This is a genomic window from uncultured Dysosmobacter sp., from assembly GCF_947631165.1.
Taxonomy (GTDB): Bacteria; Bacillota; Clostridia; order Oscillospirales; family Oscillospiraceae; genus Oscillibacter.
This window is the reverse complement of the sequence record NZ_CANRKH010000081.1, coordinates 1-5757: the sequence shown is the minus strand read 5'-3', so window position 1 is coordinate 5757 and position 5757 is coordinate 1. Positions and strand designations below refer to the sequence as shown.

At 51.8% G+C, this 5757-nt stretch carries 8 protein-coding genes; 2 read left to right on the top strand and 6 right to left on the bottom strand.

The annotated features are described in order from the left end of the window. Window positions 1-183: 183 nt before the first annotated feature. The 3 genes from Q0Z69_RS16480 to Q0Z69_RS16470 are packed head-to-tail and all read right to left on the bottom strand — an operon-like array spanning window position 184 to window position 1122. A complete protein-coding gene (locus Q0Z69_RS16480; protein ID WP_298035493.1) occupies window positions 184-630 on the bottom strand; it encodes a helix-turn-helix domain-containing protein in 447 nt (148 codons plus the stop codon). After that, on the bottom strand, window positions 627-836 hold the full coding sequence (locus Q0Z69_RS16475; protein ID WP_298035492.1) for a helix-turn-helix domain-containing protein: 210 nt from the start codon (window positions 834-836) through the stop codon (window positions 627-629). The genes Q0Z69_RS16480 and Q0Z69_RS16475 overlap by 4 nt, the downstream gene beginning before the upstream one ends. 1 nt (window position 837) lies before the next feature. Continuing rightward, window positions 838-1122, bottom strand: a complete 285-nt coding sequence (locus Q0Z69_RS16470) for a hypothetical protein (protein ID WP_298035491.1) — start codon at window positions 1120-1122, stop codon at window positions 838-840. Between the two features lie 316 nt (window positions 1123-1438). On the opposite strand from Q0Z69_RS16470, the gene Q0Z69_RS16465 reads away from it, so the two are divergent. Next, the gene (locus tag Q0Z69_RS16465; RefSeq protein ID WP_298035490.1) at window positions 1439-2404 is read left to right on the top strand and encodes a DUF6076 domain-containing protein; all 966 of its coding nucleotides are present in this window, start codon (window positions 1439-1441) and stop codon (window positions 2402-2404) included. A gap of 62 nt (window positions 2405-2466) precedes the next feature. On the opposite strand, the gene Q0Z69_RS16460 is transcribed toward Q0Z69_RS16465, so the two are convergent. Further along, window positions 2467-3915: an RNA-binding domain-containing protein gene (locus tag Q0Z69_RS16460; RefSeq protein ID WP_298035489.1), complete on the bottom strand. Its 1449-nt coding sequence runs from the start codon at window positions 3913-3915 to the stop codon at window positions 2467-2469. Next, window positions 3908-4123, bottom strand: coding sequence for a helix-turn-helix transcriptional regulator (locus Q0Z69_RS16455; protein WP_298035488.1), 216 nt, complete (start codon window positions 4121-4123; stop codon window positions 3908-3910). Before Q0Z69_RS16455 ends, Q0Z69_RS16460 begins: the two co-directional genes overlap by 8 nt. A gap of 412 nt (window positions 4124-4535) precedes the next feature. Here Q0Z69_RS16455 and Q0Z69_RS16450 point away from each other — a divergent pair, with 412 nt between their 5' ends. After that, the gene (locus Q0Z69_RS16450; protein ID WP_367272345.1) at window positions 4536-5432 is read left to right on the top strand and encodes a Fic family protein; all 897 of its coding nucleotides are present in this window, start codon (window positions 4536-4538) and stop codon (window positions 5430-5432) included. A 129-nt stretch (window positions 5433-5561) separates the two neighbouring features. Here Q0Z69_RS16450 and Q0Z69_RS16445 read toward each other — a convergent pair whose 3' ends face one another. Then, window positions 5562-5672, bottom strand: coding sequence for a type I restriction enzyme endonuclease domain-containing protein (locus Q0Z69_RS16445; RefSeq protein WP_298035486.1), 111 nt, complete (start codon window positions 5670-5672; stop codon window positions 5562-5564). Window positions 5673-5757 lie beyond the last annotated feature (85 nt).

Below are 5757 nucleotides of genomic sequence, written 5' to 3'. Positions count from 1 at the left end.
TCCCTGCGCCCTTTTTACCCTCTGAAATATTCAGTACTTTCTGTGTTTTTATACTTGACAAACCCTTAGCCGGCTGCTTTCCCTTCGTTCCTCGGGCGACTCCTCAAAACCGTCCCAAATCCGCTCCAAAACTTCAGGAGGGGCAGGAACTCTGCCCTGCCCCCGAAGTGCCCACACAGCCCTTCACAGCGTGGAACGTGGGGCGTTTGCCGGCTTGCGCTGTCCGGCCATACGTTCTGAGATTCTCTGCCGCTCCGCTGCCTCCTCCAGGCGGAGCATCTGCCGCTCGTACAACTGGTCGATGGACATCTGGATGGGCAGGATGTGGTAGCGCAGACAGCCGTTCTGTCTGCGGCCGTCCCGGGTTGTGACGATGGTGCGCTCAGTGCGGATGAGGCTCCGCTCCTCCAACTCCATCACGTACTTACGCACCGTGTTCACGCTCATACCCACCGCTTCTCCGATCATCCGGTAGCTGGCCAGGCACTGGTAGGTCTCCCGGTCCTCCCGGCAAAGCAGATAGCCATAGACAGCGATCGCCCCGTGGGACAGGCCCAGAGAATAAATCTCGTTGGGCAGAGTGAAATAGTTCTTGATGGGATCGCGCTTGGTCCAGTTCTGTTTTCTCATTCGGCACCTCCGGACTGCTCCTCCGCCCACCGGATGAACTTCTCTTTCGGCACCACCATGCGGCTGCCGACTCTTAGCACCGGGAAGTCGGAATCATGCATCACCTCATAGGCGGTGGAGATCGACACCCCCAGCACCTGGGCCACTGCTTTTGCGTTGAGGAACAGCGGCAGGTCATCGTAGTTCTTGCAGATTGATGATTTCATTTCAGTACCTCCGATCAATTTCAAATTCAAAGAAATGATTTTCTTGCGTTTCGGAGGTCTCTCTGATAAACTGAACACAGATCAGGCTGTGTTTTCCGAAACGCAGCAGGCCGTTGAACTGTTGCAGCAGTTCAGCGGTCTTTTTTGTGTTGACTGTCTTTTGCTTAAACCTGGCCATGCACCATACCCGTTCCTGCCCTGCGGCCTTGTTTGACCTGCACAGCGTTTTCATCGGCCTTGGTACGCTCTGCTTCGTCGCCGCAAACTTTGTATCATTCGTTTCCATGCTTACACGGAAACTCATTCACGCCGTTGCGGCTCCTCTTCCCACAAAGTCTGCGACTTTGTGGGAGCCCTGTTCGGGCAGCGTCTTGGCATTACTTCTCCGGCGAGTATCGTCTCTGGTGATGGGTATTCTGTTGTCAAGGTGCCCTGCTGAGAAAACGAAGCCATTTTTTCGTTGACAAACTGGCCTCCGAATGTTAGACTTATGTTAAAATAAAATAGACAGTCAATCCACGAGCCTATCTTAGCATGGCAACATGCGTCTGTCAAGACTATATTAACCGTTTTTTAAAATAAGTCTATTTTAGGAGACAACTATGTGGTACGCCAAAATGTATTTCTCGGAAAAGCGAGAGTGCTTTCAGTATGACGCCTTTGGAACACAGGGAGCGCCGTCCGTTTGCCGGGAGTTCCCGTTTTTGGAGAGCCTTCTTACCTTTCTGGAGATGGACTGCGAGGAACTGACGCCTGCGCTCCAGCGGATAGCGGATTGTTGGAGCCAACTGATCTCAGGGGGTAACCGGCAGGCCGGCACGGACGCTATGGTGGAGCTGGGCCAGTTGAAGATCCGGCATATCTACCTGGAACTTCTGTATGTGCGCTGGTATGACCGTTTTTCGAGAATGGGGATCTATCATGACCACGGCAGTACGGAGGATCAGCAGATGCTGGAGGAGCTGCGGCGACTTCCGGAACAGCTTCTCCTGTACCAGAAACAGGTACAGCGCTTCTTTGACCTGGTCCTGGATGTGGACAGCGCAGGGCGTGAGCCCCAGCAGCAGGCGGCCATGAACTATCTTTATGACATCCCAAAAGATCCTGACCTGTTTCGCTTCCATCCCATCCCTCTCAACTTCGAGCCGGTGGAGCCGGGCCGGTGTTCCCCGGTGCTGTACTCCGCCAGTATTCTGGATATGATCGATTATTCGCTGCGCAGCTGTGTGGAGCGAGGCATCACAGTGCGGCGCTGCAAAAACTGCGGCCGCTACTTCCCGCAGACTGGCCGCATCAGTGCGGAGTATTGTGAGCGTCCAGTAGCCAGAGATCAGCAAACCTGTCGTGAAGCAGGTGCGTTTAAGCAGTGGACAAAAAAGCAGTCTGACGATCCGGTGTTCAAAGCTTACCGCAAGGAATACAAGAAGCGCTTTGCCTGGATCAGGGCTGGCCGCATCTCCGACACCGATTTTTACGCCTGGAGCGAGCAGGCCAGAGAGATGAAAAAGAAGTGTGACCGGGATGTGATCACCCTGGAGGAATTTCAGGAGTGGCTGAAGCACTCTTAAAACAAGACAACGGGATCGGCCTTTCGGTCGATCCCGTTGTCTTTGACTATTGAAGTGGACAGTCATGATTTCAATTTATATGTTCTATTGCGGTTGCCGCCTTCGGTAACAACGATTTCGTCTTTTACCATTTTTGCCAACACCGCTCTTGCACGAGGACTACTGATTCCAAGCAAATCCGCAATAGCCTTACAATCCGCTTGAATTTCACGAGTTAAATATTCGATGACGGATTGTTTTTGCATGCTGTAAATTGTTGTATTGCTTGCTTTTATCGCTTGGCTTTTATCGCTTGTTTTTTCAAAAGTGAGCGATAAAATTGTCCTCTCAGGTTCCAGCTGCTCCGTGATCGCAGGCATTACCCAGCCCTGTTCCCGCCAGACGCGGAAGATGTTGGGGATGCCGCTTCCGGCACGCTCGCCAATATCGATCATGTTGAACATCTTCAGCATAGTCCCATTCCGGGGGTCGGAGATGCCGCCGCTCTTTGCCGCGTCGACCTCAATACGAAAGCCACCGGGATTGGCCATGGTGATCCTGTCCCGCTTTTTGATAATGACCAAACCTTGTCTGCCGTAATAATCGGCATTGACCAAGCAGTTGGCCAGCGCTTCGCGTAGCGCCTGATGTACCGTAGTATCATCCACCCGAACGCCGCTGTCTATCTTAAACGGCACCTTGATATCCTGGATCAGCTTGTTATAGACCCGGAAATAGAAGTCATACACATTGCCGCTCCAATCGCCGGAGGAAGAGATGATCCGGTCAGTCCAGCGGGTGTCGGCGTCGTACTGCTCCTGATAATCCAGAAAGTAAGAATTGAATTCCCTTACGATGTCATACTCGTTGCCGAACATCAGCAGTCCAGCAGAGGTGGGATGCTTCTTCCCGTCTGTGCCGATGCCAACGGCACCCAGCTTCAGCAAAAAGTCTTCATCCTCCAGCGCCTCCCACACATGGCCAGGGCGGGAGAGGCGCATTCTCTGGCGGTAGCTGCGGACGCTCTCCTTGTTGAATACAGTCATGTCCATCTCATCCAGAACAAGCATATCCTGAGTTTTCACAGAGGCATCCCGCACCATAGCCTGGTATTCCTCTTTGGTGCAGCGGTAGTCGCCCTCGCCGTTACGGCGATAGGTATTGAGCGGATTGCCGTCCACGTAGACCGGCTTATAGGAGCGCTCCGCACGGGGGACATTGATGACCACGATGTGGTCGCCGTCCACCTCCTGAACGAACACGTCCTTGGAGGACAGCACGTTCACACTGGTCTTATTGGGGTTGTTGATGATATCCCAGAACTCCTTGACGAGTCTGTCAGGGTCTGGCAGGTCTACCGTGTGCAAAGATTTATCCGCCCATTCTTCCACGCCCAGCAGTATGATGCCGCCATAGGTATTAGCAAAAGCGGAGTAGGTTTCCCAAATGCTCTTTGGAAGACCGCCGAGGGCTTTCTTTGCCTCGATGCGGTTATTCTCTCGATACTGCTCGATTTTGGAAAAGTCAATCATGCTGCTCCTCCTTCACCAACTCGATAATGTCGCAGAAGTCGCAATCCAACGCTTCACAGATCTTGGTGAGGATCTCCGTATTGACATGCTCATTCCTGCCCAGCTTGGCAAGGGCGGTGGTAGACATGCCGGTAGCCAAACGCAGATCCTTCTTTTTCATATTTTTATCGATTAGGAGCTTCCACAGCTTGTTATAACAAATCGTCATTGTTGCACCTCATCCTTGGAGTATACACTTATATAAATTAATTTTAGCACGGAAGCACCATTTTGTCTATCAAAAATGCAGTTTTTAGATTGAAACTTCTATTTTCAGATAAAAGATTCCAAATTAATTTGACACACAAATAACCGTAGGAACGTTAGCAACGCTCCCATGGCTATTTCTATGATTATTATAACTTAACTTCCGCGCTGCCCTGGGCAGACAGATGCTCCAGCCCGTGGGAGTGGCCGAGGGCAAATAAAAAGGGGGATTGCTCTGACATTCATGCGTTAGCCAAGACAGTCACCCTTGTTATATTGCGAAGCGCTTTATTCCGATAATGTACAAAGCATTATTCCGATAGCGTTGATATTGTTCCGCAAAGGTGGTATACTTTCTTTAGATTGGAGGGATGATCATGTTCATAACTGTAAAGCAGATTGCGGAAAAATGGGGACTGTCTGACCGCCGTGTCCGTATCCTCTGCGCTGGCGGAAAGATCCCCGGTGCGTTCCAGGAAGGTCGTGGATGGAAGATCCCCATGGATGCTGTGAAGCCCGCTGACGGACGCTTCAAGTCCACAGAAAGTCTTCTGGATATGATTGACCGGAAGAAAGCTGAACTGGATACCTGCCGCCCTCTGACCGAGGGTGAGGTAGCTCGGTTGACGAAAGAATTTACCGTAGAATATACCTACAATTCCAATGCCATTGAGGGAAACACCCTGACCCTCCGGGAAACCGATATGGTGCTGCGGGGGCTGACCATTGACCAAAAACCTCTGAAGGATCACATGGAGGCCGTTGGCCACAAGGAGGCTTTTGATTTTGTCCGGGAGCTGGTGCAAAACCAGGAACCCCTGTCCGAGCGCGTGATCCAGCAGATCCATTACCTGGTGCTGGCAGACAAGAAGGATGACCGAGGTGTGTACCGCCGGGTCCCCGTCCGTATCATGGGAGTACAGCATGAGCCTGTGCAGCCCTATCTGATCCAGCCCAGGATGGAGCAGCTGATAGCGAGCTATGCAGAGAACACTGAACACATCGTAACGAAACTAGCCCGGTTCCACATCGAATTCGAGGGCATCCATCCCTTCATCGACGGCAATGGCCGTACTGGGCGATTGCTGGTCAATCTGGAGCTGATGAAGGCCAGTTATCCGCCCATCGACATCAAGTTTACGGACCGGCTTGCCTACTACAATGCCTTCGACGAGTACCATGCGAAGCATAACCTGTCCGCCATGGAAAAGCTGTTCGCCGGATATATCAACGAGCGGCTGGACATGTACCTCGCTATGCTGGAGGGCTGATTTTACCCCCCCATGATCGGGTGAAGGAGAAATATCTGCCAGAATAAGCGGCGGAACCGACCACAGAAGTCAGTTCCGTTGCTTATTTTGTAATCTTTGTTTATTGCGATGCAATTTCTGCCCAGCTTCTTATTCCATTTCTAATTGGTCTGTCCACATCTCACACTGATTCATAACCGTTTGGACAGCATCTTCCATACCATCTGGTGGATATTTGTGCTTTTTCAGCAGCCGTTTCACCAGTCGACGCTGTTAGCGCCGGGCGAAAATCGCCATTCCGGGCCGGGCGAAAATCGCCAATTTTGGCCGGATGAAAATCGCCAAT

Bases quoted from the DNA above. Each gene is read 5' to 3' on its own strand.
- Q0Z69_RS16480 (WP_298035493.1), bottom strand. From the start codon at position 630: ATGAGAAAACAGAACTGGACCAAGCGCGATCCCATCAAGAACTATTTC.
- Q0Z69_RS16475 (WP_298035492.1), bottom strand. From the start codon at position 836: ATGAAATCATCAATCTGCAAGAACTACGATGACCTGCCGCTGTTCCTC.
- Q0Z69_RS16470 (WP_298035491.1), bottom strand. From the start codon at position 1,122: ATGGAAACGAATGATACAAAGTTTGCGGCGACGAAGCAGAGCGTACCA.
- Q0Z69_RS16465 (WP_298035490.1), top strand. From the start codon at position 1,439: ATGTGGTACGCCAAAATGTATTTCTCGGAAAAGCGAGAGTGCTTTCAG.
- Q0Z69_RS16460 (WP_298035489.1), bottom strand. From the start codon at position 3,915: ATGATTGACTTTTCCAAAATCGAGCAGTATCGAGAGAATAACCGCATC.
- Q0Z69_RS16455 (WP_298035488.1), bottom strand. From the start codon at position 4,123: ATGACGATTTGTTATAACAAGCTGTGGAAGCTCCTAATCGATAAAAAT.